Origin of the sequence: Thermococcus litoralis DSM 5473, from assembly GCF_000246985.2 — an archaeon.
GTDB classification, from domain to species: Archaea; Methanobacteriota_B; Thermococci; order Thermococcales; family Thermococcaceae; genus Thermococcus_A; species Thermococcus_A litoralis.
Genome location: NC_022084.1, coordinates 1,709,614 through 1,729,114 on the forward strand (window position 1 = coordinate 1,709,614; position 19,501 = coordinate 1,729,114).

22 protein-coding genes and 2 pseudogenes are annotated in these 19,501 nt (G+C 44.3%); 19 read left to right on the plus strand and 5 right to left on the minus strand.

Annotated features, from left to right (window positions below; genetic code table 11):
- The first annotated feature begins 14 nt into the window (after positions 1-14).
- The 6 genes from OCC_RS09275 (at position 15) to OCC_RS09300 (ending at position 3,451) form a co-directional block, all read left to right on the plus strand.
- The gene (locus tag OCC_RS09275; RefSeq protein ID WP_004067099.1) at positions 15-395 is read left to right on the plus strand and encodes a hypothetical protein; all 381 of its coding nucleotides are present in this window, start codon (positions 15-17) and stop codon (positions 393-395) included.
- 102 nt (positions 396-497) lie between these two features.
- Complete coding sequence (locus OCC_RS09280) at positions 498-878, plus strand: DUF2178 domain-containing protein (RefSeq protein ID WP_004067098.1); 381 nt, start codon at positions 498-500, stop codon at positions 876-878.
- 2 nt (positions 879-880) lie between these two features.
- On the plus strand, positions 881-1,093 hold the full coding sequence (locus tag OCC_RS09285; protein WP_004067095.1) for a helix-turn-helix transcriptional regulator: 213 nt from the start codon (positions 881-883) through the stop codon (positions 1,091-1,093).
- Entirely contained in the window at positions 1,080-1,439 is a 360-nt protein-coding gene (locus tag OCC_RS09290; protein ID WP_004067094.1) for a hypothetical protein, read from the plus strand. The genes OCC_RS09285 and OCC_RS09290 overlap by 14 nt, the downstream gene beginning before the upstream one ends.
- Positions 1,436-2,176: an ABC transporter ATP-binding protein gene (locus OCC_RS09295; RefSeq protein WP_004067092.1), complete on the plus strand. Its 741-nt coding sequence runs from the start codon at positions 1,436-1,438 to the stop codon at positions 2,174-2,176. The genes OCC_RS09290 and OCC_RS09295 overlap by 4 nt, the downstream gene beginning before the upstream one ends.
- Positions 2,177-3,451, plus strand: coding sequence for an ABC transporter permease (locus OCC_RS09300; protein WP_004067089.1), 1,275 nt, complete (start codon positions 2,177-2,179; stop codon positions 3,449-3,451). It begins immediately after the preceding gene.
- Between the two features lie 9 nt (positions 3,452-3,460).
- Here the strand turns inward: OCC_RS09300 and OCC_RS09305 are convergent.
- A pseudogene (locus OCC_RS09305) lies at positions 3,461-4,422 on the minus strand (anion permease).
- A 252-nt stretch (positions 4,423-4,674) separates the two neighbouring features.
- On the opposite strand from OCC_RS09305, the gene OCC_RS09310 reads away from it, so the two are divergent.
- The 9 genes from OCC_RS09310 to OCC_RS09350 all read left to right on the plus strand — a co-directional run bounded on the left by OCC_RS09310 (position 4,675) and on the right by OCC_RS09350 (position 12,685).
- Positions 4,675-5,232 (plus strand): pyruvate/ketoisovalerate ferredoxin oxidoreductase subunit gamma, encoded by a 558-nt coding sequence (locus OCC_RS09310; protein WP_004067087.1) that lies wholly within the window; start codon positions 4,675-4,677, stop codon positions 5,230-5,232.
- 39 nt (positions 5,233-5,271) lie between these two features.
- Positions 5,272-5,589, plus strand: coding sequence for a 3-methyl-2-oxobutanoate dehydrogenase subunit delta (locus OCC_RS09315; protein WP_004067085.1), 318 nt, complete (start codon positions 5,272-5,274; stop codon positions 5,587-5,589).
- Positions 5,590-5,598: 9 nt separating this feature from the next.
- A complete protein-coding gene (gene porA, locus OCC_RS09320; RefSeq protein ID WP_004067083.1) occupies positions 5,599-6,780 on the plus strand; it encodes a 2-ketoisovalerate ferredoxin oxidoreductase subunit alpha in 1,182 nt (393 codons plus the stop codon).
- Between the two features lie 5 nt (positions 6,781-6,785).
- Positions 6,786-7,721, plus strand: coding sequence for a 3-methyl-2-oxobutanoate dehydrogenase subunit beta (locus tag OCC_RS09325; protein ID WP_004067082.1), 936 nt, complete (start codon positions 6,786-6,788; stop codon positions 7,719-7,721).
- Between the two features lie 62 nt (positions 7,722-7,783).
- Positions 7,784-8,101 carry a pyruvate synthase subunit PorD gene (gene porD, locus OCC_RS09330; RefSeq protein ID WP_004067080.1) on the plus strand — a complete coding sequence of 106 codons (318 nt, stop codon included), beginning with the start codon at positions 7,784-7,786 and terminating at the stop codon, positions 8,099-8,101.
- 10 nt (positions 8,102-8,111) lie between these two features.
- A complete protein-coding gene (porA, locus tag OCC_RS09335) occupies positions 8,112-9,296 on the plus strand; it encodes a pyruvate synthase subunit PorA (protein WP_004067078.1) in 1,185 nt (394 codons plus the stop codon).
- A gap of 10 nt (positions 9,297-9,306) precedes the next feature.
- Complete coding sequence (porB, locus tag OCC_RS09340) at positions 9,307-10,254, plus strand: pyruvate synthase subunit PorB (RefSeq protein ID WP_004067076.1); 948 nt, start codon at positions 9,307-9,309, stop codon at positions 10,252-10,254.
- Between the two features lie 100 nt (positions 10,255-10,354).
- A complete protein-coding gene (locus tag OCC_RS09345) occupies positions 10,355-11,236 on the plus strand; it encodes an Mrp/NBP35 family ATP-binding protein (protein ID WP_004067074.1) in 882 nt (293 codons plus the stop codon).
- 111 nt (positions 11,237-11,347) lie between these two features.
- Positions 11,348-12,685: a hypothetical protein gene (locus tag OCC_RS09350; RefSeq protein WP_004067071.1), complete on the plus strand. Its 1,338-nt coding sequence runs from the start codon at positions 11,348-11,350 to the stop codon at positions 12,683-12,685.
- Here OCC_RS09350 and OCC_RS09355 read toward each other — a convergent pair.
- The 3 genes from OCC_RS09355 to OCC_RS09365 form a co-directional block, all read right to left on the minus strand.
- Entirely contained in the window at positions 12,669-13,400 is a 732-nt protein-coding gene (locus OCC_RS09355; protein ID WP_004067068.1) for a DUF2110 family protein, read from the minus strand. The two genes, OCC_RS09350 and OCC_RS09355, sit on opposite strands and share 17 nt — an antisense overlap.
- Positions 13,401-13,433: 33 nt before the next feature.
- A complete protein-coding gene (gene tfe / locus OCC_RS09360; protein ID WP_083965006.1) occupies positions 13,434-13,964 on the minus strand; it encodes a transcription factor E in 531 nt (176 codons plus the stop codon).
- Between the two features lie 130 nt (positions 13,965-14,094).
- The gene (locus tag OCC_RS09365) at positions 14,095-14,376 is read right to left on the minus strand and encodes a hypothetical protein (RefSeq protein WP_004067064.1); all 282 of its coding nucleotides are present in this window, start codon (positions 14,374-14,376) and stop codon (positions 14,095-14,097) included.
- Between the two features lie 147 nt (positions 14,377-14,523).
- On the opposite strand from OCC_RS09365, the gene OCC_RS09370 reads away from it, so the two are divergent.
- The 3 genes and pseudogenes from OCC_RS09370 to OCC_RS09380 all read left to right on the plus strand — a co-directional run bounded on the left by OCC_RS09370 (position 14,524) and on the right by OCC_RS09380 (position 17,099).
- Positions 14,524-15,492: a daunorubicin resistance protein DrrA family ABC transporter ATP-binding protein gene (locus OCC_RS09370; protein WP_004067062.1), complete on the plus strand. Its 969-nt coding sequence runs from the start codon at positions 14,524-14,526 to the stop codon at positions 15,490-15,492.
- A 32-nt stretch (positions 15,493-15,524) separates the two neighbouring features.
- A pseudogene (locus OCC_RS09375) lies at positions 15,525-16,291 on the plus strand (ABC transporter permease).
- Positions 16,278-17,099 carry an ABC transporter permease gene (locus tag OCC_RS09380; RefSeq protein ID WP_004067060.1) on the plus strand — a complete coding sequence of 274 codons (822 nt, stop codon included), beginning with the start codon at positions 16,278-16,280 and terminating at the stop codon, positions 17,097-17,099. Before OCC_RS09375 ends, OCC_RS09380 begins: the two are co-directional and overlap by 14 nt.
- Here OCC_RS09380 and OCC_RS09385 read toward each other — a convergent pair.
- A complete protein-coding gene (locus tag OCC_RS09385) occupies positions 17,096-17,974 on the minus strand; it encodes an ADP-dependent ribose-1-phosphate kinase (RefSeq protein WP_004067058.1) in 879 nt (292 codons plus the stop codon). The two genes, OCC_RS09380 and OCC_RS09385, sit on opposite strands and share 4 nt — an antisense overlap.
- A gap of 152 nt (positions 17,975-18,126) precedes the next feature.
- On the opposite strand from OCC_RS09385, the gene OCC_RS09390 reads away from it, so the two are divergent.
- The gene (locus tag OCC_RS09390) at positions 18,127-19,497 is read left to right on the plus strand and encodes a TldD/PmbA family protein (protein ID WP_004067055.1); all 1,371 of its coding nucleotides are present in this window, start codon (positions 18,127-18,129) and stop codon (positions 19,495-19,497) included.
- The last annotated feature ends 4 nt before the right edge of the window (positions 19,498-19,501 follow it).

Consider the following 19,501-nt stretch of genomic DNA (forward strand, 5'->3'; position numbering starts at 1 on the left):
CATCTGGTGATTGCATGGAGGTTAAGCGCTGGGGTGTTTGGATATCTGCTTTTGTCTTCATGATTTTATTTGTAATTCTCACGGTTCACTTTATAAAATCTAAAAATCCCGATAAAGCTGCGATATCTGTGATTCTGGCGTTTTGTTCCATATATTTGGGAATGAAACTTGCAGGAATTGAAAGGAGCGAAGATGAGAGAATTAAGGAAATGGAAGTTTTAACTTTAACCTTTGAGATTTCCTTTCCGATAATAACGGCATTCTCCGTATGGAAGTTAGCGAGCAGTTATGGGACAAAGGAGTTTGAAATCCTCAGTGGATACTTTTTTGTTGTGGTTCAACTCTTTGTATACTCTATTCTAGCTGCAAGGCTCTATTACTGGCTTAAAAAGTAGGAAGGCTTTGAAATATTGAAGTTGGGAACAGGTGTGTGGAGAAAAGGTTTATAAGGATGTAAAGGAAACTTTACGTAAAGGAAACTTTACATGGTGAGGAGGATGAGCAAGCTTGTCCATCTTCCACCACTAGTTGGTGTTATGGCAATGGGATGGATAATGGGTTGGGCACTCCCAGAGGGAAAAGTTGAAGTATCCGTGGCGGTTTTTGTCTTAGGAGCGTTTTTCATTCACAGTTATTATTCAATCCTTGAAAGGAGAGGTCATGTCTTCGAGGACGAGCGTACAAAAAGGATAAGCGAAATTGCCGCAGTAAGAACTATTCAAATTGTAGAAGTAACTTTGGCTATCGCTATGATAGCTCTCACAGGAAAGCTGAGTGATCCGAAGTTTGCGGGGGCTTTTGCTGCCATAGGACTCACACTTGCTGGAATGCTTTTCCTACATTTCATTCTAAGGCATTATTACGCTAGGAGGATGTGAGCATGAAGAACCGTCTCCGCGAGCTCAGGGAAGAGAGAGGACTAACGCAAGAGGAGCTTGCCAAAGCCCTTGGCGTCACGAGGCAGACGATAATAGCAATCGAAAGGGGAAAATACGACCCATCTTTAAGGTTAGCCTTTAAGATAGCGAGGTTTTTTAACGTTAAGATTGAAGATATTTTCATCTACGAGGGTGGGAAAAATGAGGATAGGTGAAAAGGTTGCAGGCGGAGTGCTCTATGCCCTTGGATTAATACTTGCAATTTTGAGACCTCCCATGGATAGGGCCGCATGCACGGTGCTTCCGGGTGGAGAAGTCTGCGAAGCTATTAACCCGTTCTTTCTCACACTCGAAGTCGGGCTCGTGATGGCGGGCTCTCTCTTCGTTGCTCTCGGCTACCCATTCAAAAACGCCCGCCAACTTAATGGGTGGCTTGGAGTGGCGAGCGGGCTTGGAATAGCTTTCGTTGGAGGCTATGCCGGGCTGAAGGGGATAGTCATTTTCGGGGCGGCACTTGCGACTCTGGGCATAATTCTTTACAAACTGGGGGGATTGAAATGAAGGCAGTTCTCGTAGAAAACCTTGAGAAGGACTACGGAAAAGTCAAAGCTCTCAAAGGAATAAGCTTCGAGATTAAAGAGGGAGAAATCTTCGGTCTCATTGGCCCCAACGGCGCTGGAAAGAGCACAACGCTCAAGATTCTAGCAACTTTATTAACTCCAACGGGAGGAAGGGCTGAAGTTTTTGGCCACGATGTAGTTAAAGAGGGGGATGAAGTAAGGAAGCTCATAAGCTACCTTCCGGAGGAAGCCGGGGCTTATAAGAACCTCAAGGGGATTGAGTACCTCCAGTTCATGGCAAAGCTCTATGCTAAAACGGGAAAGAGCCATGAAGAGATGCTTAAGCTTGGTATAAAGCTTAGTGGTCTTGGAGATAGGCTGAACGACAAAATTTCCACGTACTCAAAGGGTATGACGAGAAAGCTTTTGCTTGCGAGGGCTTTGATGGTTGAGCCTAAGCTTGCCATTCTGGATGAGCCGGCAAGCGGGCTGGACATAATAAACGCATACTCCATAAGGCAGACGATAAAGAGCTTTGCAAGAGAGGAGGGGATAACATTTCTAGTCTCGAGTCACAACATGCTTGAGGTAGAGTTTCTCTGTGATAGGGTTGCTCTGATAAACCGTGGTGTGATAGTTGAGATCGGAACCCCAAAAGAGCTGAAGGAAAAATACGAAGCGGAAAACCTCGAAGAGGTCTTTATGTCCATAATCCAAACGGGCGGTGGAGGTGTTTGAATGAGCGACTTCTGGATACTTGTAATGAAAGAACTCAAAGACCTTCTGAGGGACAAGGGGCTCATCTTTGGCATAATAATAGTTCCTCTAATCATATATCCCGCCTTGGGACAGATGATGCAGGTAGGTTTTGAACAGGCTCAAGAGGAAACTAAAGTTGTATTGGTGAACCTTGATGAAGGTCAATACGGCGATCTGCTGATCAAAGCTTTAGAAACTGCCCCCAATGTGACTTTAACCAAGATAGATGCCTTGAGCATTGATGAAGCTATCAGGAAAGCTCAAGAGAAAAACTACAACATGATTGTAATAATTCCGAAGAACTTTTCAAAGGCTATAGAAAACAACCAAAAAGCTCAAGTTGAGGTGTACGGCATAATCAAGGGGATAAGTGGAGGCATGAGGGAAGCGGTAAGCGAAGGTAGAATAAACGCTGTGCTGACAGTTCTCAACGAGTATCTCGCGAAGCTAAAGATACAGCAGAACATAGAAGGTGACCCGGAGGCTATTCTAAGACCAATAGACGCAAAAAGCTTCACCGTAATTAAGGGGCGCATTGTTGCCGTTCCACCCTCGTTGGTAGCGAACATTATAGCATCTCAGTCTTTTTCTATGCCTATCGTAATATTCATAATGATAATATTGGTTGCTCAAATGTCAGCCGGGAGCATGGCTATGGAAAAGGAGAACAAAACTCTCGAAACCCTCCTAACTCTGCCCGTGAAAAGGATAACTATTGTGGCTGGAAAAATGGTAGGAACGGCTGTAATAGGCATAATAGCGGCAATAGCCTATATGATAGGTATGAGAAACTATCTCGGGAGCTTGACTTCTTCAGCCCAAGTTGGGATTTCCCTTGAAGACCTTGGACTGACGGTTACTCCACAAGGGGCGGCACTTTTTGTTCTTATAATGTTCCTAGCGATGATATTCGCCTTGAGCTTCGCGATGCTGCTTGCTGTTTTTGCAGAGGACACAAAGAGCGCAAACACCGTAGTAAGTGCGGGAATAATGCCGCTGGCATTTCCTACGTTCATACTCATGTTTGCAGACATAGAAACTTTGCCTTTGGCAATCAAGTATCTTTTGCTAGCAATCCCCTTCAGCCACCCGATATTGGCTTCTAGGGCAATGCTTATGGGAGAATATTCCACAATGTATGCCAGTGCAATCTATTTAGGAGCTATATCAGTACTGACGCTCTTTGTAACCGCAAGGTTTTTCACAACAGAAAAAATCCTCACGGCAAAGCTAAGATTTAGGAGAAGAGGGTAATTTTCTTTTTTAAATTAATCCTGAGAATTGGAAAAGCTTGAAGATTCCGAGGGCTAAGGCTATGCTAACTGTTGGTGTAGCGATCCATCCAAACGCTATCTCCCATATAACTTTCTTCTCTACTCCCCTTCCTGCCGCAAGTCCTACCCCAACAACTCCTCCCACTATAGCCTGGCTTGAGCTAACTGGGAGCCCAAACATGTTCGCCAAGCTAACCGCTATAGCTGAGCCGAATTGGGCTGAAAAAGCCGAGATGGGGCCGAGGGATGTAATCTTTTTACCCACCGTGTACATTACGGCGTAGCTGAACGTTAAAGAACCCAAGGCTAGACTTAACGCCCCGAACATCCCAGCAGTTTTTGGACTAAAGAAGCCTGCCCCAACGAGAAGACCCGTTGCATTTGCCACCTCATTTGCCCCAAAGTTAAATGCCATGTAGGATCCTCCGAGAACAGCAAGCCACTTGTAAAGAAACTCAATTCTCCCCAAGCTTTTAATGCTGTTTATTATCCTTCCATAAAACCTAAAGAGTATCAGGGCAAATAAACCCGCTAAAATAGGGGAAAACACCCAGGCTCCGGCTATTTTCAATAGAGTCTCCCATTTTATCGGAGCATTTACCGCTATTCCAACCCCACAACCCCTCCAACTATGGCTTGGGTGGTGGACACGGGGAGCCCTTTTATAGTTGCTATAGTGACCCAAATACCAGCCGCAAGGAGGGCTATTATGGCAATTTTGAGTGTGAGGCACTCTGGAGGAACAATACCTTTGCCTATTGTTTTCATGACCTTGTAACCCTTCAGGTAAGCCCCAAGCATGACGAATATTGCTATGGTTAATGTTGCCTGATGGAAGCTTAGCAATCCAGCCCCTACTGCAGTTCCCATTGCATTTGCGCTATCGTTGGCTCCTATGTTCCATGCTATGTAGAATGTAATTGCAATTGCCGCTATTACTATTGCCTCCATTGCCTTCACCATCTATATAGTCTATATAGTGGAGGAGAGCTTAAAAAAATTAACTCTTGTGCTTTCCTAGTTCCATGTTTTACATACGTAAAGGTATTTTTTGTGTCTGCTGGTGTATCATATTATCCATTGAACATACTATTTGTTCACTTTTACTCAAAGACAGATGCCGAAAGAGGTTTCTTGCCATACCGAAAACTAAATAAATGCACTAGGTGAAATAATACCGACAAAACTTGGGAGGAAGAGACGATGATAGAGATTCGTTTTCACGGTAGAGGTGGACAAGGTGCAGTTACAGCCGCAAACATTCTAGCCGAGGCAGCTTTCTTAGAGGGCAAGTACGTCCAAGCGTTCCCGTTCTTTGGTGTTGAAAGAAGAGGTGCTCCAGTTACAGCTTTCACAAGAATTGACGACAAGCCAATTAGAATCAAGACCCAGATTTATGAGCCAGATGTTGTAGTTGTCCTTGATCCCTCTCTCTTGGATACGGTTGACGTTACGGCCGGTCTTAAAGAGGGAGGAATGGTAATTGTAAACACCGAGAAAACCAAGGAGGAAGTCCTCGAGAAGCTCAAGAAGAAGCCAGCCAAACTGGCACTCGTTGACGCTACAACAATAGCCCTTGAAATTCTTGGCCTGCCAATTACAAATACCTCAATTCTCGGTGCTGTTGCAAAAGCAACTGGGATAGTTAAGATAGAAAGCGTGGAAGAGGCTATCAAGGATACTTTCTCCGGAGAGCTTGGCAAAAAGAACGCCAAGGCTGCAAGGGAAGCCTTTGAGAAGACTGTTGTTTACGAGCTTTAATTTTTCCTTCCTTTAAAATCCATTTAGGGGTGAAACGTCTTGAATACTTTATTCGGGGAGAAGAAGGCAAAAGCTGAAAAAATGGTATTTAAGTCCGTTGATGAGTATCCGGAAGCTCCAATAACACTAGGGACGACACTATCAAACTTCACAGGCGATTGGAGAACTTTCATGCCAGTTATCGACGAGAGCAAGTGCATAAAGTGCTACATCTGCTGGAAGTTCTGTCCGGAGCCAGCAATATACATCAAGGAAGACGGATACACTGCGGTAGATTATGACTACTGCAAGGGTTGCGGAATCTGTGCAAACGAGTGCCCAACAAAGGCAATAAGCATGGTAAGAGAAGAGAAGTGAGGTGGTAAAATGCCAAAAAAAGTTGTGAGTGGTAATTATGCAGCTGCTTATGCTGCTAAACATGCTAGAGTTGAGGTTGTAGCCGCTTATCCTATCACACCTCAAACCTCAATTATTGAGAAAATAGCCGAGTTCATTGCTAATGGGGAAGTTGAAAACCTTCAATATGTGCCCGTTGAGAGTGAGCACTCTGCAATGGCTGCCTGTATAGGGGCTTCAGCGACAGGTGCTAGGGCTTTTACCGCTACTTCAGCCCAAGGTTTAGCTTTAATGCACGAGATGCTCCACTGGGCGGCTGGAGCAAGACTCCCAATTGTCATGGTCGATGTTAACAGAGCTATGGCTCCTCCATGGAGCGTTTGGGATGATCAAACTGATTCCTTAGCTCAGAGAGACACAGGATGGCTTCAATTCTACGCCGAAAACAACCAAGAGGTTTATGATGGAGTATTGATGGCATTCAAGATTGGGGAACATGAGAAGGTCAACCTTCCTGTAATGGTAGTTGAGAGTGCCTTCATCCTCAGTCACACTTACGATGTAGTTGACATGCCAGAGCAGGAAGAGATAGATGAGTTCCTCCCACCGAGGAAGCCATTATACACACTTACTGACTTTGAAAACCCATTCTCAGTTGGTGCCTTAGGAACTCCAGCTGACTATTATGAGTTTAGGTACAAGATAGCCAAGGCAATGGAAGAGGCAAAGAAGGTAATCAAAGAGGTTGGAAAGGAATACGGCGAGAGATTTGGAAGGGATTACAGTCAGATGATAGAGCTCTACAAGACCGACGACGCTGAGATAGTCTTCATGGGAATGGGGTCTCTTATGGGAACCGTAAAAGAGGCAGTTGACCTCCTGAGGAAAGAGGGCTATAAGGTCGGAGCAGCCAAGGTTAGATGGTTCAGACCGTTCCCGAAGGAAGAGCTCTACGAATTGGCAAAGAACGTTGAAGGAATAGCAGTTCTCGATAGGAACTTCTCCTTTGGGCAAGAGGGAATTCTCTTCAACGAGGCTAAGGGTGTCCTCTACAACACTGATGCAAAGCCAATAATGAAGAACTACATCGTTGGAATCGGTGGAAGAGACCTTACAGTGAACGATGTGAAAGCAATAGCCAAGAACATGAAGGAGATAATCCAAAAGGGCAAGCTCGATAGGGAAATTGAATGGTACCACTTGAAGAGGTGAGAAAAATGGAGCTTCCTGCTGATGTTAAGAAAAGATTAACCCTTCCCTTTGAAGAGCACTTTTACGCTGGGCACACTGCTTGCCAAGGCTGTGGTGCATCCTTGGGTTTGAGATACGTCCTTAAAGCCTATGGAGGAAAAGCAATATTCACAATTCCAGCATGCTGTTCTACAATCATAGCCGGCCCATGGCCCTACACTGCTTTAAATGCTCCTCTCTTCCACACTGCATTCGAGACAACGGGTGCAGTAATTAGTGGTATTGAGGCGGCATTAAAGGCAAAAGGATACAAGGTAAAGGGCGAAGATGGAATAATGGTCATTGGATGGGCTGGAGATGGTGGTACAGCTGACATTGGTCTTCAGGCCTTGAGCGGTTTCCTTGAGAGGGGGCACGATGCCCTTTACATCATGTACGATAACGAGGCTTACATGAATACCGGTATCCAGAGGAGTTCCTCAACCCCATACGGTGCTTGGACAACCAATACTCCGGGTGGAAAGAAGCACTTCCTTGAGCAGAGGCCAAAGAAGAAGGTTATTGATATTGTCATAGCCCACAAGCCGGCTTATGCAGCAACTGCGAGCATTGCCTATCCAGAGGACTTCATGAGAAAGCTCAAAAAGGCCCAAACAATTAAGGGGCCCTCTTTCATTCAGCTCTTTGCCCCATGCCCAACCGGATGGAGAAGCCCAACAGACAAGACAATAGAACTTGCTCGCCTAGCGGTTCAGACTGCATACTTCCCCCTCTTTGAATACGAGAACGGAAAATACAAGATAAACATGCCTTCACCAAACAAAGAACCAAAGCCCCTCGAAGAGTACCTCAAGCTCCAGGGAAGATTTAAGTACATGACAAAGGAGGATATGGAGATACTCCAAGAATGGGTGCTCAAGGAGTGGGAAGAGCTTAAGAAGAAGGCTGAGCTCTTCGGCTGATTTTTATTTCTTTTTGCGAAAAGTTTAAAGAAAAGTTTGATAACTCACTCGGGGTGGTATGTATGGCGGAAAGTCCTTTCAAGGCTGATATTGAAAGAGTCCAAAAGGAGTATAGCGAAAAAATGACACCAGGTGCAATAGTCTATATTCCCGGAAGCAGCGTCGTTAACAAGACCGGTGGTTGGAGAGTTTTCATGCCAAAGTTTAACAAAGATAAGTGCGTCAGATGTTTCATGTGCTACACACTCTGTCCAGAGCCTGCAATTTATCTCGACGAAGAAAGCTATCCAGTGTTTGATTACGACTATTGTAAGGGTTGTGGAATCTGTGCAAACGAATGCCCAACCAAAGCAATTGAGATGGTTAGAGAATCTAAGTGAGGTGGTGTGAATGCCAATGAAGAAAGTTATGAAGGGTAATGAAGCTGCTGCTTGGGCAGCTAAGCTTGCAAAGCCAAAGGTTGTGGCTGCATTCCCAATTACACCATCAACTCTCGTTCCCGAAAAGATTAGTGAATTCGTCGCCGATGGAGAAATGGATGCCGAGTTCATAAAAGTTGAGAGCGAGCACTCAGCAATTTCTGCATGTGTTGGTGCCTCTGCTGCAGGAGTTAGAACCTTTACAGCAACTGCTTCCCAAGGTTTGGCTTTGATGCATGAGGTTCTCTTCATAGCTGCAGGAATGAGGCTCCCAATTGTTATGGCAATTGGTAATAGAGCTCTCTCAGCCCCAATTAACATCTGGAACGACTGGCAGGACACGATAAGTGAGAGAGACACCGGTTGGATGCAGTTCTATGCGGAGAACAACCAAGAGGCACTTGACTTGATATTAATCGCCTTTAAGGTTGCAGAAGATGAACGCGTTTTGCTCCCAGCAATGGTTGGATTCGATGCGTTCATATTGACCCACACAGTAGAGCCAGTTGAGATCCCAGATCAAGAGGTAGTTGACGAGTTCCTTGGGGAGTACGTTCCAAAGCACGCTTACCTTGATCCGGCTAGACCAATTACTCAGGGTGCCCTTGGGTTCCCGGCTCACTACATGGAGGCAAGATACACAGTTTGGGAGGCTATGGAAAACGCGAGAAAAGTTATCAAGGAAGTATTTGACGAGTTCGAGAAGAAGTTTGGTAGAAGGTATCACATGATTGAGGAATACAAGACAGACGATGCTGAGATAATTCTCCTCACTATGGGCTCACTTGCCGGAACACTCAAAGAGTTCGTGGATAAAAAGAGGGAAGAGGGCATAAAGATCGGAGCAGCAAAGATGACGGTTTACAGACCATTCCCAATTGAGGAAATTAGAGCCCTCGCTAAGAAGGCAAAGGTTCTTGCAATTCTCGAAAAGGACATCAGCTTTGGAATTGGCGGTGCGGTCTTTGCAGACACCAGCAGGGCACTCATAAATGAGAAAGAGAAGCCAATAATGCTTGACTTCATACTCGGCCTTGGTGGAAGAGACGTCACATTCGAGAACCTTGAGGAAGTCGTTGAAATATCAAAGAAAGCCCTTGAAGGAGAGAAAGTTGAGGAAATCAACTGGATAGGATTGAGGAAGGAGATTTTGTGAGGTGATTATGATGGCCGTTAGAAAGCCCCCTATCACAACTCGCGAATACTGGGCACCTGGTCACGCTGCATGTGCCGGTTGTGGACCGGCCATAGTCATGAGGCTTGCCACAAAGGCATTTAGCGAGGCTATGGAAGAAAAGTACGGTGATCCAAACGCTTTTGCAATAGCTCACGCCACGGGATGTATGGAAGTTGTCTCTGGTGTTTTCCCATACACATCTTGGAAAGCCCCGTGGATTCACGTAGCTTTTGAAAACGCTGCTGCTGTAGCCAGCGGTGTTGAAGCTGCATGGAAGAAGCTCGGCAGAAAAGGAAAGATACTTGCTATTGGTGGAGATGGTGGTACAGCTGACATTGGTCTCCAAGCACTCTCCGGAATGCTTGAGAGAAGGCACAACGTGGTCTACCTCATGTATGATAACGAGGCTTACATGAATACCGGTATTCAAAGATCAAGTTCAACCCCATATGGAGCATGGACAACCACCTCACCTCCAGGGAAGTACTCAATTGGTGAGGACAAGCCAAAGAAGTGGGTGGCATTAATAGCTGCAGCCCACCAAATTCCATACGTTGCAACGGCTAGCATTGGGGACCCATATGATTTCTACAGGAAGATGAAGAAGGCAGCTAGTGTTGATGGGCCAGCGTTTGTTCAAGTTTTGGCGCCATGTGTCCCCGGATGGAGGATTCCACCGGAGAAGACAGTTGAAGTAGCCAAGCTAGCGATTGAAACAGGTCTTTGGCCACTATTTGAGATTGAGAACGGAGACTTCCACAACATAAAGTTCCAGAGGTTCCCCAAGGATGGAAAGTTCAAGAAGCCAATTGAAGACTACCTTAGGTTGCAAGGAAGATTTAAGCACCTCTTCAAGAGACCCGAAGCGATACAGGAGCTCAAGAACCAGATAAAGGAGCTATGGAGGATTCTCGGTAAAGAAGTCGAACTTCCATGAATTTTCCCCTTTTTTGTTACCCATTTTTGTGTAATATTGTGTATTTTGTGAGCAAAACTTATAAGCATTTTTAGACTAGCCTAAACCAGAGGTGATAGAAATGACGATAAAAACTCCACCTAGTTTTAACGTGCCCGGATTGGGTGTTGATCCTCTCACCCAGAGGATAAAGGAAAAAGAGAAGCAGTGGAAATACAAAGTAGCGGTCCTAAGTGGAAAAGGGGGCGTTGGAAAATCTACAGTTGCGGTAAACCTAGCGACGGCCCTTGCAAAGCAGGGCTATTTCGTGGGCATTTTGGATGCAGATGTACATGGCCCAAACGTGGCAAAAATGCTTGGTGTTGAAAATGCTGAAGTTCTTGCAGAGGAGTTTGAGGATGGACATTTTGAAATGATACCCCCAATGAACGACTTTCTGGGTCAAACAACTCCAATTAAGGTCATGAGTATGGGGCTCATGGTTCCTGAAGACCAGCCAATAATATGGAGAGGCTCTCTCGTCACAAAGGCTATTAAACAGCTTCTCGGTGATGTAAAGTGGGGAAGCTTGGACTTCATGATCGTGGACTTTCCTCCAGGAACGGGAGATCAAATTTTAACGGTTACCCAGACAATCCAGCTCGATGCTGCTATAATAGTCACCACCCCTCAAGAGGTGGCTTTGCTTGATACCGGTAAAGCGGTAAATATGATGAAGCAGATGAACGTTCCTTACATAGCGGTCATTGAGAACATGAGCTATCTAATATGTCCCCATTGTGGAAACAAAATAGATCTCTTTGGAGAGGGCGGCGGAGAAAAGTTAGCAAAGAAGGAAGGGGTTGACTTTCTTGGAAAAGTACCCATAGATTTGAAGGCTAGAGAAGCAAGCGACAACGGTATACCCATAGTCCTCTATGAAGACACTCCGGCGGCAAAAGAATTTATGGAAATAGCCCAAAAACTTGTTACAAAACTGGAAGAGCTGAAGAAAAAAGAGTAAAGCTTAAATCTCTTTTGAATTATTATCTATCGATGCGCGGCTGAGATCGGCATGGGCCGAAACCATGATGCCGCGCTGGACCTGGCTACATAATTTTATCCGGTGGAGGAAATGAAGAAATTTTTAATCATGATGCTCCTCTTTATGCTTCCCCTTGCTTCTGCGTCTCAGTTAGAGTTCTATCCCAATGAAAATGCCTTTGAAGAGTTTTTATCTGATGGGAAGACATATTATGTGATCACCGGAGAGAGCGACTATTCTAAAGCATGGGGATGGTACGTTGATGAGAAGCTTTCTCGGTTTAAAGATAAGGGGGATGAAGTTCTGGTTCTTGTTGGAAATGTGTACGACAATCCAGAGATGAAAAAGCTCTGGAATTTAACGGAATTACCTCCAGAGGCTTCCTTGAAACCATCCGTTATAGTTCTCAACAACCTCGTGTTCCTCACGGGAGATGAAAATAACATATATCTTATAGAAAAGGCATTTTCACAGCATTACAGATTCAGAAACAGAGAGGAATATACTCTCTTATTCGCAGGTATTCTCTTATCGCTTTTCTTTGCGTTTTTGTTCTCCAGGCATGGGACGTATACTCACTTTTTCTACCTTCTTGTGATGTCTCTCTTTGCACTCTGGATTTCAAACTCGATGCCCTTTACTATTGGCGAAGACTTCCTTAAGAATACCTTTCAAAGTGCCCTGCTAGGGAATAAAGGCTCGCTTCTATCTTTTGCTCTCAATTCATATTTCCAAGTCTATTCTCCGACGGAAGAAGCCCTCCTTGTTCTTCATTTATTTATCCTCTTCTTCACGTCCACTCTGATATTTTTTACAGCTCCAAAGCCATATAGGGAGCTCGGCTTTCTAGTTTTTGGACTTATGTTTGCGTCTCCCTCTTTCAGGGGCTCTATTACAGATCTTTCCACGAGTATCAGCGTGTTTCTCTTAGTCCTTGTTGCGGCGCTTACACTAAATGCAAAATTCACGGAAGAAAGCCCTAAGGTAATAGGGCACGTCTTTCTCCTCTCACTTATAGTTGCGGCGGGCAGTTTGGTGTGGCCTTATCTGATTGTTTTTCCATTTTTCACGTTTTTTGTCTTTCCAACAAAGTCTATAAGAAATTCCATTTACGTTGGTCTGAGCATTACCTTCTTTATTTTGGGAATAAATGTTTTTTCAATTCCAACTATTTCCCTATCTTTTGATCCTAGCTCTCTTCTCGTCTTTTTGAGGGAGGGCATTCTTCAACTGATTTTAATATCCTATCTGTTGTTTAACTTCAGAAGATCAGTATTAAATATGAGAGGGGGAAAGGCATTGTTCTTCTGGCTTCTAGTTGTCTTTATTCCGTTATTGGCTTACTCTTCTCAGCTTTTCCCAATGGTTCAGTACATCTCTTCAGCTCTTGCAGTTAGACTGATATGTGAGCTCACTCTTCAAACTTAATTGCCCCAAACACCGCGGCTTTTAGATGGGGCCCTATCTCTTTAATAATTCCAGGGGCTTGTGTGCCCTTTTTAAGAACCAAAAGAGTTTCCATAAGTCCAAGCTCTTCGAGTCTTTTTACATCTCTTGAATGTCCTGTTTTTATTAGTGCTTCTTCGACCTTTTCACTTATTGTGCCGGCAACGAATATCTTGTCATATCCATCGGTTGTCCACTTTTCTATTTGTTTTAGCTGTCTTTCGCTGAATTTTCCTTCCATCTCTCTAGCCCCAAACTCCACTTTTGTGATTTCTAATTCTACCGGCAAATGATCTATCCAGCCAAACTCTCTTATGAGCTGTCTAGCCGGCTTGTCTCCAAAGGTGGACTTGAGATAATAAAGGGGAATCAAAACATCCTTTGGGGTCGGCGAGAATACTCCAATGTCAACGTAGACTCCATAACCTACTTTTCCAAGGTCAATAAACTTTCCCCTGTATGTTTCCCCTTCCTTTACCTTGCTTAGCTTATATGGAACTTCTCCAAACTCCTCCCGTATGAGATTTGCAGAAACTTCTTCATCTTCTCCTTCTAGGGATATTTTAGCCCATTGTTTTTGAGTGATCCTTATCTTCCACGAAACTTCCAGATCTCCAATAAGAGATTTAAGCTTTTTATTGAGCTTTTCAAAGCCACTCCTATCGCCATATATCTTCTCAAGAATAACAATCTCCATCTTATCATCCCCGCAGTTCATTAAAGTTAAAAATCACGCCTTTATTCCCAGTTCCTTTTCAAGCTTCTTGATTTTTTCTTGGAGCTCTTTAACTATTTCGCTGTTGTCGTACTGCATAAGCATTTCACCGCACAGAGGGCATCTGAACTCATACTCCATTGCCTCATCAAAAGTCAGTCTTGGATGACCGGGAGTTCCGCAGTGGTAGTAAACTTCTTTAGTTTCCTCCTCAAGCATCTCTTTTAATCTTTTGAGCTCCTGCATTTTTCTTGCCCTTATGATTTCCGGCAATCTTTTTGTTTCGAGGCGCCAGTAATAGTAGTACCATCCCGTATCTTTGTCCCTAACCCTTCTAAATTCTGCAAGCTGATTATCGTAGAGGGCATATAAGATTTTTCTGACGGTATTTACCCTAATTCCAGTCATCTCCGCTATCTCTTCATCGGTTGCCTCTTTCTTCTTTTCGAGAGCCTTGATTACCTCAATCGCCTCTTCTCCGCCTATCTCCTCTGCGAATTTCAGGAGTTCTTTGTTTTTTCTTCTGGCCATAAGTAAGACCTCCAAGTCTTTGGATTTTATCTTGAAAATTGATTTTGTGAACGCTGTATGAACCCACTAATTATAGATTTGGGCTCCGTAGTATATATAGGTTTTTGTCGAAAAAAGAAGCTTAATGTACAAAAAAGGACTTTAGCTATTCGCTAAAATACTCATCAACAAGCTCCTTTGCAGAGGGCTTATAGAGTTCAAGAATTTGGATGTCTTCTATGACGTTCCCTTCTCTAAGCTTCAGCTTAACCTTGCCACCATAAACCTGAAGATCAAGAAGCCCGTATATTGCATCTTCAGCCTCTAGAGGGGTTTTGAACTTCATTATATACTCGCCACTCTCATCTATGAGCTTTACCCAGTATTCGTTTTTCCTCTTAAAAGGCCGGGTAACTTTCGGCTTGAATTTCTCAATTGTTATTTCCAATGAAGCCACCTCCATGATACAGTTGCCCTTTAAGCCTTTTGTAGTCTTTTTTATGGTTTATCTCTGTTACCATTTTTAAGCCTTTGCATGTTAAAAACCACTATCTTTATGTATTCTGATCAGCATGAGTATCTTAGGGGAACAGTTATGTATGCAGTTGAAGTCTTTGATTTGAAGAAGAGGTATCCTAAAAATATTCCTCTCCCGTTAAGAAAGGTAGAATGGGTTGAGGCGGTTAAAGGCATCAGCTTTAAGGTTAAAAAGGGCGAACTTTTTGGCCTTCTTGGGCCCAATGGGGCTGGAAAAACCACTACAATAAAAATGCTAACCACTCTGCTTGAGCCTACTGAAGGAGAAGCGAAAATCTTGGGATATGACATAAGGAAAGATGCAAGGGAAATTAGAAAGAGAATAAACCTTGTGGCAGAGGGAGAGAGAACTCTTTACTGGCGTTTGAGTGCGTACGAAAACCTGAAATATTTTGCGAGGATTTATTATGTCCCCAAGAGAGAGGAAAAGGAAAGAATTGAAGAACTCCTCAGATTGGTTGGACTGGGGGAGAGGAAAGATGATTTGGTTATGAACTACTCAAGGGGGATGAAGCAGAGGCTGGCTATAGCAAAGGCTTTGATAAACGACCCGGAAGTCCTGTTTTTGGACGAACCTACCCTAGGCTTAGATGTGCAGAGCTCTATATTCGTTAGGGAATTTATAAGGAAGCTTGTTGACGAGAAAGGAAAAACCGTCCTCCTAACGACCCACTACATGATCGAGGCGGAGCAGCTCTGTGATAGGATAGCCATAATAGACCACGGTAAGATTATAGCCCTCGATACTCCGGATGGGCTTAAAAAGCTTGTTAAAGACGAAGATGCCGTGGAAATACGCCTCAAATGGGAGGGTACTTTTGATAGCTTACCTTGGAGAATGGCGGTTGTAGATGAGGATTCCGAAAGGGGAATTATAACCTTAAGAGGCCAGGTGGATGAGGAAGAGCTTCCCAAGCTAGTCGAGTGGCTTGTAAAAAAGGGAGCGAAAATAATAAGCGTAGAGCAGAAGGAGCCAACTCTTGAGGACGTTTTTATAAAGCTCACCGGAAGGGGGTTGAGGGATTGATATTGTCCGCTGTAATAGAGAAGGAATTTAGGATGTTTTTCAGGTATCCTTTGAGGGTAATAAGCTCTATTCTCGTTGGGTTAGTTTTCCTTCTTCAGTTTGTCTTCTTTGGACAGGCTGTCCTTGGAGGGAGATATTCACAGCTTTTGGCGAGCTCTACGGGCATGGGAGATTATCCAACGTACGCTTTGATTGGCTACGTTTTGTGGTGGGTTTCAGTTTCGCCGATGGAAGCTTATGTATGGGGAGTAAGGAGAGAGCTCCAGAGGGAACCTTTGAGATGAATGTTCTTTCTCCAGCGAGGATTTTAGAGCTCCTCTCCGGATTGGCCCTTAGCTGGCTTTTAATGGATTCTGCCCTCATGGGAATCGTCTTTGTAATTGGTGCCCTGATATTTGATATTCCTCTCACGTTTGCAATAATCCTGAAGTCTATTCCAATTATTCTGGCATCACTATTGGCTTTTTTGGGATTTGGGTTCATCTTTGCTGGGCTTGTGATGCTTCTAAAGAACATAGGGCCTTTTGCTCAGATATTTGAGTTTGGAATGCTCTTTTTCTCCGGCGTCTTTTTTCCCCTTAGCGTGATGCCCAGATGGCTGGTTGCTTTTTCAAAGGTGTTCCCACTTACCCATGCTGCCTCCGCTGTTAGGGCAATCTTTGTTGGAAAAACCTATGCAGAAATACAGGGAGAAATAGCGTGGCTTCTCTTTTTAGTTCCCCTTTACTGGATGAGTGGATATATCATTTTCAAATGGGCTGAAAAGATAACCCGGGTGATTGGTTATGGAGGTTACTAACGAACTCAGAGCGCTTTACGGTGTTGCAGTTAAGAGCTGGAGAATCTTCTTGAGTTATAGGGTGTGGTTTATCAGCGATGTCATGTTGGGGTTTTTCTTCGTGGGTCAGGCTCTGCTGATAGGAATAGGTCTCACCGGAGAGAGAAATTCCCCCGCACTTCAACAGCTTACTGGATACTCAGACTACGTGACTTTTGCAGTCTTGGGATTTATGGTATTGGGATTTGGCTTGACTTTTCTAAGCGGCTTTGTGTGGAGCGTTGTTGATGAGCTCTATGCGGGCACTCTTGAGTACTCCTTTGCAGCCCCAATAAGAAGGCTGACGTTTTTCATGGGCAGCGTTCTTACCAGAATTTTCTTGTCACTAATCTACATGGCAATTTACATTCCCCTTTTTGTCGTGATATTTGACATTAGCTTTAACTTCTTCAATTTTATCAAAGCCCTTCCAGTGTTGCTTGTGGGTACGGTGGGAATGATAGGGATGGGAATGGCTGCCGCTGGCATCGTTCTTTATTTAAAAGACCCGGGTCCGTTTATAACGATTCTTGAAATGCTGGTCTTTGCTTTAAGCGGTGCGATGTATCCAATTTCAATCTTGCCTAAGGGATTACAGATAATGGCGAAAATCCTCCCCTATGCCCCAACTAGTGAAGCCGTAAGAAAAGTTGTTGCCTATGGCTATGAAAAAGCTGTTGGAGAGATTTCCTATCTTATAGTCCTTTCTCTGCTCTATGCCCTTTTAGGGTACTTGGGATACAAGTGGAGCGAAAAGCAAGCAAAAACCGTAGGCTTGAAGAGCTACTAAAAGGGAAGTCCTAAGTTCAGCTCTTCTGCTATTTTTTTGATCTCCTCCAGTGGGATAATTGCGCTTCTGGCACCAACTTTCTGTACCGTTAGATATGCTAGTAGAGTTCCAAGTTTTGCCGCATCCCTCAGCTCCCATCCTTTAAGAATCCCATAAATAAATCCAGCATCAAAGGCATCTCCGGCTCCGGTGGAATCTACTACTTCAGCACTCAGCCCTCTAATCTCAAAAACCTTCCCTTTATCATCTCTAACCATCGCTCCACCGCCGTTTAATGTTATGATGACGTTTTTAGCTTTAACATCATGGATTTTCTCCAGGCTTCCATACTTTCGCTTGAACTCATCTTCGTTCATCAGCAGGTAGGTTATTCTGTCCTCAACAGACTTTGGTACCTCAGCCTCACCTATATCCAACGAAACGGAAATTCCATTCTCGAAGGCAAAGTTAGCAGTCTTTTCAATGAGCTCTTTTGGGTTTGATGACATGTGGATGTGCCTAGCTTTGGAAAGGTACTCAAAATCAACGTCTCTGTATGCGTTAGCACCGAGGTGCTTTACTATCCTCTTGTCCTCTCCTTTTATCAGGGAGATAGCTATTCCCGAGTGCTCGTTAACGACTTTAATGCCCCCCACATCAACGCCAATCTTCTTAAAGTAGTTTATGTGTGCCTCGCCAATCTCATCGTTACCGACTGCTCCAATAAATCCCACCTTAACTCCCATATGGGCTAACCAAGAAGCGGTGTTGCCTGCAGCACCTCCCAATCCGAAGTGGGCTCTCTTGGCAATTACCTTCTCGTGAAACTCGGGAAATCTCTCCACGAGGAGGGTTATATCATAGTTGAGGTTTCCTATTGCAATTACATCAAACATTCTCTCACCTCTAACATCTTCCCCGCTTGACCGATTTATATTTTTCTCCTCTAAACGTTCTTTTGTATACATCTTTGCTCGAGATAACGCTTTTATAGTCCTGGGTGTTAATTTAAATGATTATCTAAACCTTTAGATTGTGGGTGATATGCATGGAAGATAGATTAGAAAAAGCCCTTAACTGGGCCCTCGAAAACTTCAAAGCGGACTACATAGAAATCCGCTATGAAAACATCAGCAAGAACACTCTGGAGCTCAAGGATGGAACTTTCACGACTTTTGCAGGCAAGGGACAAATGGGGGTTGCTATTAGGGTTCTAGCAGATGGAGCTTGGGGATTTGCCTCAACAAACAGACTTGAAAACTTTGAAAAAGCCATAGAAAGCGCATACAGACTTGCAAAAGCAACGGCAAAAGCCAAAAAGGAGAAAATCCAGCTTGCAGAGATAAAGACTCACGAGGATGTAGTGAAGAGCAAGATGAAAATAAAGCCCAGAGAAGTCCCAATAGAGGAAAAAGTTGAGAGGCTAATGGACTTGGAGGCTCTTCTCAAAGAAGACGAAGCTATAAAATCAACGTGGCTTCGCTATGAAGACGCAAGCGGGGAAAAGATCCTCATAACAAACGAGGGTACAAAGATAAAGTGGGATTTGAACTACGTATGGCAGTATGTCTGGGCGACTGGCAAAGAAGGCGAAAAGCTTGCCGCTGCAAGAGATGAGGTTGGAGCAGTGGATTATGGCTGGGAGCTTTTCAAAGAAAAAGAGCCCAATGAAGAGGTCTCCAAGAGGGTCATTAGAAAGGTTCATGCACAGTTAGAGGGTGTTGCGCCAAAGAGGGGAGAATTCCCGATAGTTGCCGGGCCGATAGTGGTGGGCATTATAGCTCACGAAGCCCTTGGACACCTTGCGGAGGCGGATTTGACAATAAACTCTCCGTTTAAAGAGTTGGTTGGAAAGCAGATTGCTCCGGAATACGTTACAATGAGCGAGCGCATAGTTGAAGGGGGCTTTGGAAACGACCGCTATGACGATGAGGGCGTTCCGGTCAAAGACATTCACATAATTGAAAACGGAATTTTGAAGGAGATAATGCTCAACAGAGGATATGCCCACAAGTGGAATATGGAACCCAACGGCCACGCGAGGGCTGAAAACTACACATATCCCCCAATAATAAGAATGCGTAACACAATCTTTGAGCCGGGAGACTGGAAGTTTGAGGAAATGATAGAGGACATCAAGTTCGGCTATTATGTAGTTGATTTCAGAGGAGGCCAGGCACAGCTCAACTCAGCCTTCCAAGTAGGAGTTCAAGAGGGCTACATGATTGAGAACGGTGAGATAACAAAGCCCATAAGGGACACTTCGATAAGCGGAATTGCCATCGAAGCATTAAAGAAGATAAGTGCCGTAGGAGATGACTTTGGTCTCGAAATGGGGAGATGTGGAAAAGGACAGACGGCTTTTGTAAGTTCTGGTGGGCCACATATGCGCTTTGATGGGGGAATAATAATAGGGTGATAAA

Excerpts from the sequence above, each read along its gene's own strand:
- OCC_RS09275 (WP_004067099.1), top strand. The coding sequence starts at position 15 with ATGGAGGTTAAGCGCTGGGGTGTTTGGATATCTGCTTTTGTCTTCATG.
- OCC_RS09280 (WP_004067098.1), top strand. The coding sequence starts at position 498 with ATGAGCAAGCTTGTCCATCTTCCACCACTAGTTGGTGTTATGGCAATG.
- OCC_RS09285 (WP_004067095.1), top strand. The coding sequence starts at position 881 with ATGAAGAACCGTCTCCGCGAGCTCAGGGAAGAGAGAGGACTAACGCAA.
- OCC_RS09290 (WP_004067094.1), top strand. The coding sequence starts at position 1,080 with ATGAGGATAGGTGAAAAGGTTGCAGGCGGAGTGCTCTATGCCCTTGGA.
- OCC_RS09295 (WP_004067092.1), top strand. The coding sequence starts at position 1,436 with ATGAAGGCAGTTCTCGTAGAAAACCTTGAGAAGGACTACGGAAAAGTC.
- OCC_RS09300 (WP_004067089.1), top strand. The coding sequence starts at position 2,177 with ATGAGCGACTTCTGGATACTTGTAATGAAAGAACTCAAAGACCTTCTG.
- OCC_RS09310 (WP_004067087.1), top strand. The coding sequence starts at position 4,675 with ATGATAGAGATTCGTTTTCACGGTAGAGGTGGACAAGGTGCAGTTACA.
- porA (WP_004067083.1), top strand. The coding sequence starts at position 5,599 with ATGCCAAAAAAAGTTGTGAGTGGTAATTATGCAGCTGCTTATGCTGCT.
- OCC_RS09325 (WP_004067082.1), top strand. The coding sequence starts at position 6,786 with ATGGAGCTTCCTGCTGATGTTAAGAAAAGATTAACCCTTCCCTTTGAA.
- porD (WP_004067080.1), top strand. The coding sequence starts at position 7,784 with ATGGCGGAAAGTCCTTTCAAGGCTGATATTGAAAGAGTCCAAAAGGAG.
- porA (WP_004067078.1), top strand. The coding sequence starts at position 8,112 with ATGCCAATGAAGAAAGTTATGAAGGGTAATGAAGCTGCTGCTTGGGCA.
- porB (WP_004067076.1), top strand. The coding sequence starts at position 9,307 with ATGGCCGTTAGAAAGCCCCCTATCACAACTCGCGAATACTGGGCACCT.
- OCC_RS09345 (WP_004067074.1), top strand. The coding sequence starts at position 10,355 with ATGACGATAAAAACTCCACCTAGTTTTAACGTGCCCGGATTGGGTGTT.
- OCC_RS09350 (WP_004067071.1), top strand. The coding sequence starts at position 11,348 with ATGAAGAAATTTTTAATCATGATGCTCCTCTTTATGCTTCCCCTTGCT.
- OCC_RS09355 (WP_004067068.1), bottom strand. The coding sequence starts at position 13,400 with ATGGAGATTGTTATTCTTGAGAAGATATATGGCGATAGGAGTGGCTTT.
- OCC_RS09370 (WP_004067062.1), top strand. The coding sequence starts at position 14,524 with ATGTATGCAGTTGAAGTCTTTGATTTGAAGAAGAGGTATCCTAAAAAT.
- OCC_RS09380 (WP_004067060.1), top strand. The coding sequence starts at position 16,278 with ATGGAGGTTACTAACGAACTCAGAGCGCTTTACGGTGTTGCAGTTAAG.
- OCC_RS09385 (WP_004067058.1), bottom strand. The coding sequence starts at position 17,974 with ATGTTTGATGTAATTGCAATAGGAAACCTCAACTATGATATAACCCTC.
- OCC_RS09390 (WP_004067055.1), top strand. The coding sequence starts at position 18,127 with ATGGAAGATAGATTAGAAAAAGCCCTTAACTGGGCCCTCGAAAACTTC.